3 protein-coding genes are annotated in these 3,100 nt (G+C 69.1%); all 3 read left to right on the top strand.

The genetic code is table 11. The features are described 5' to 3' along the window. A partial coding sequence (locus ABIC90_RS27295) for a sugar ABC transporter ATP-binding protein (RefSeq protein ID WP_436318251.1) occupies window positions 1-1,513 on the top strand: 1,513 nt, incomplete at its 5' end. Then, the gene (locus tag ABIC90_RS27290; protein WP_354359858.1) at window positions 1,510-2,601 is read left to right on the top strand and encodes an ABC transporter permease; all 1,092 of its coding nucleotides are present in this window, start codon (window positions 1,510-1,512) and stop codon (window positions 2,599-2,601) included. The genes ABIC90_RS27295 and ABIC90_RS27290, both read left to right, overlap by 4 nt. A 29-nt stretch (window positions 2,602-2,630) precedes the next feature. Continuing rightward, on the top strand, window positions 2,631-3,100 hold a 470-nt coding region (locus ABIC90_RS27285), incomplete at its 3' end, for a substrate-binding domain-containing protein (protein ID WP_354359856.1).

Raw genomic sequence — 3,100 nt, 5'->3', positions numbered from 1 at the left:
GAACCCGCCCCTGCTGCAATTCCAGTCTGTCTGCAAGCGCTTCGGCGGCACGCAGGCGGTGGACAAGGTGACGCTGGACGTGCGCGCCGGAGAGATCCTTGCGCTGCTCGGCGAGAACGGCGCGGGCAAGTCCACGCTCATCAAGCTGCTGGCCGGCATCTATCCCGCGGACCAGGGCGAGATCCTCTTCGAGGGCCAGCCGCAGGCGACCTGGCGGCGCACCGACCGCCGCGAGCAACCCGTTGCCTTCATCCACCAGGACCTGGGCCTCGTCGAGTGGATGACCGTTGCAGAAAACGTGGGCCTGGGCACCGGCTACCCGCGCCGCTTCGGTCTCATCGACTGGTCTGCCGCCAACGACACCGCGCGCCGCGTGATGGCGCGCGTGGGCTGCGACATCGATCCCGGCCGCCGCGTGTTCTCGCTCACCCGTGCCGAAAAATCGTTGCTCGCCATCGGCCGCGCGCTCGAGGTCAAGGCGCGTTTGCTGGTGCTCGACGAGCCCTCGGCCAGCCTGCCGATGAGCGACGTGGAGCGCATGTTCGGCGTGCTGCGCGAACTGCGCCGGCAGGGCATGGCGATGCTCTACGTGTCGCACCGCCTGGACGAAGTGATGGCCATCTCCGACCGCGCGGCCGTCATGCGCGACGGCAAGCTGGTGGCCGTGAAGACCACGGCGCACACCAACGAAGGCGAGCTGGTCGGCCTGATCGTCGGCAAGGCCCTGTCGGCCTCGGTGCCCAAGGCGAGCGCGCCGGCGCACAGCGAGCCGGTGCTGCAGCTGGACGCTGCGGCCAGCGGCAACGCCGGCCCGCTGAGCCTCTCTGTGCACCGCGGCGAAGTGCTGGGCCTCGTCGGCCTGCGCGGCGCGGGGCACGAGGCCATCAGCCGTGCCATCTTTGGCCGCGAGCCCTTGTCCGCCGGCCGCATGCGGCTCCTGGACAACGACTGCGCGTTCACCTGCCCCGCCGATGCCATTCGCGCGGGCGTGGCGTATGTCGCCGGCGAACGCCTTGAAGAAAACCTTGCCGGCTCGATGAGCGTGCTGGAGAACCTGTTCCCCAACGCCGCGCTGCACGGCGACCGCGGCCTGGCCTTCGACCGCCCGCGCCGCGAGCACGACAACGCGCTCGCGCTCATCCGCCGCTTCGACATCAACCCGCCCGCGCCCTCGGCCGAGGTGCAGCAGCTCTCGGGCGGCAACCAGCAGAAGGTGGTGCTGGCGCGCTGGTTCCACCTGGACAAGCCGCTCGTGGTGCTCGAAGAGCCCACCGCCGGCGTGGACGTGGGCGCCAAGCGGCAGATCTACGGCGTGCTGCGCGAACGCGCGGAGGCCGGCACCGCGCTGGTGGTGGTCTCCACCGACTTCGAGGAAATCGCGACCGTCTGCACCCGCGTGCTCGTGTTCCGCGACGGGCTGATCGCCGCCGAGCTCAAGGGCGAGGCGATCACTGTAGAAAAACTTTTGGCCTTGGCCGCAGGCGCGGTATCGCGCGAGGAAATATCCGCATGAGCAGTTCGATCAAATCCACCGCGCTGGAGCCCGACAAGTCGCTCGACGGCGAGGCCGTCTCCTTTTTGCAGCGCATCGGCCGCGCCATGCCGGTCTACGGCCTCGTGGCGCTGATGGTTGCGCTCGCGTTGCTGTTCTCGCTGCTGCTGCCCGACACCTTTCCGACCCTGTTCAACCTGCGCGCGATCCTGGCCGACAAGTCGGTGATCGCGCTGCTCGCGCTGGCCGCGACCATTCCGATGATCACCGGCAAGATCGACCTCACCGTGGGCTACGGCATCGTGCTGTGGCACATCCTGGCGATCAGCCTGCAGACCACCTTCGGCCTGCCCTGGCCGGCGGCCGTGCTGGTGGTGCTGGCCTGCGCGGCGCTCTTCGGCGTGCTCAACGGCTTGCTGGTGGAGCTCGCGCAGATCGATTCCTTCATTGCCACCCTGGGCACCGGCACCGTGATCTATGCGGTCGCGATGTGGCACAGCGGCGGGCGGCAGGTGGTGGGCGACCTGCCCGACGGTTTCGTCGGCATTGCGGGCGGCAATCTGCTGGGCCTGCCCATCGGCGCCTTCTACGTGCTCGCGGTGAGCGTCACGCTGTGGGTCGTCACCGAGTTCACGCCGCTGGGCCGTGCGCTGTACGTGATCGGCGCCAACCCCAAGGCGGCGCAGCTCAACGGCATTGCGGTGCGCAAGCATGTGATGGGCGCCTTCGTGGCATCGGGCCTGCTGTCGGGCTTTGCGGGCGTGCTGCTCGCCTCGCGCCTGCAGATCGGACAGGCCAGCGTGGGGCTGGAGTTCCTGCTGCCGGCGCTGGTCGGCGCCTTCCTCGGCTCCACCACCATCCGGCCGGGCCGGGTGAACGTGTGGGGCACGCTGGTGGGCGTGGCGATTCTGGCCATCGGCATCTCGGGCATCCAGCAGTTCGGCGGCGCCTTCTATGTGGAGCCGCTCTTCAACGGCCTGACGCTGCTGGTGTCCATCGGCATCGCGGGCTGGGCGCAGCAGCGGCGCAACCGCTCGATCAAGCGGCGCATTGCCGAGCGCCAGCTCGACCACGCGCAACAACCGGTTCCCTCAACACCGTCGAACTGACGGTTCATCGCAAACGACTGGAGACAAGCATGAAAAAGAAGAGTGTTGTTCCTGCACGCACCATCGCCGCCGCCGTGCTGGCGCTGTGCGCTGCCACGGCTGCGCACCAAGCCATGGCCGACGACTTCCTGGATGCCGCGAAGAAGAAGGTCGAGCTCGCCACCATGACCAAGGAAAAATGGGACGGCCCCACCACCGGCCCCAAGGCCGCGGCGGGCAAGACCATCGTCTTCGTCGCGGGCGACATGAAGAACGGCGGCATCGTGGGCGTCAGCAAGGGCGTGGAGGAGGCGGCCCGCGCCATCGGCTGGACCGTGCGCGTCATCGACGGGCAGGGCACGGTCAGCGGGCGCACCGCGGCGCTCAACCAGGCGCTGGCCGTCAAGCCCGCGGGCATCGTGGTGGGCGGCTTCGACACGACGGAGCAGAAGGCCGCCTTCTCGGGCGCGGCCAAGTCCGGCATTCCGCTGGTGGGCTGGCACTCGGGCGAGCAGCCCGG

It is taken from the genome of Variovorax boronicumulans (genome assembly GCF_040544675.1).
Taxonomy (GTDB): Bacteria; Pseudomonadota; Gammaproteobacteria; order Burkholderiales; family Burkholderiaceae_C; genus Variovorax; species Variovorax boronicumulans_D.
This window is presented reverse-complemented; position numbering and strand designations above follow the sequence as displayed.